We start from the raw sequence: 620 nt of genomic DNA, 5'->3' as shown, positions 1-620 counted from the left end.
GAAAACGTCAATAACCCATATAGCCGCCGTTCCGCATAATTAAGGACTGAAATATGAAAACTGAAAACATGGCCGTAACAGGCCAGGGGCGCACTCACGCCAAAAATCAGGTTAGCGATATTTCGGTGATCTGTTTCGAAGGCCACAAGGTTCAGATCGTACAGTTGAACGGTGAGCCCTGGTTCATTGCAAAAGACGTTTGCAAAGCGTTGGGGGTTGTTAACTCGCGTGACGCCCTTACTGCACTGGATGACGATGAAAAGAATACAGTAGCTTTAACCTACGGTATTCGCGGTAACCCCAATCGTGGGGTTGTCTCGGAGTCAGGGTTCTACAAATTGATTACCCGCAGTCGTAAGGCCAGTACCCCGGGCACATTCGCCCACCGGTTCAGTAACTGGGTATTCCGCGAAGTTATCCCGTCGATCCGCAAATTTGGCGCTTATGGCATCCCATGGGCATTGCTGCATGACTTTACCCGTCGCTCTGATGATTCAGTAGAACGCGGCAGTCGAGCAGGGAAGGCGTTAGTGGTCCGGAAGGTTGAAAAGCACCAGTTGGCAGATGAAGAGAAGCGTCTTTTGGATTGCTATCAACCGCGGCTGGCATTGGGAGGGGAA

The 620-nt window shown here is 51.0% G+C and carries 1 protein-coding gene; it reads left to right on the top strand.

Going from position 1 to position 620, the window contains the following annotated elements:
* Positions 1-53: 53 nt before the first annotated feature.
* Positions 54-620: Bro-N domain-containing protein (locus tag ACKWMY_RS28265; protein ID WP_409487556.1), on the top strand; the 567-nt coding region annotated here is incomplete at its 3' end.

The sequence above is a fragment of the Serratia sp. J2 genome, from assembly GCF_046269175.1.
Lineage (GTDB): Bacteria > Pseudomonadota > Gammaproteobacteria > Enterobacterales > Enterobacteriaceae > Chania > Chania fonticola_C.
The sequence above is the reverse complement of the archived record's forward strand: the minus strand, read 5'-3'. Positions and strand labels throughout refer to the sequence as shown.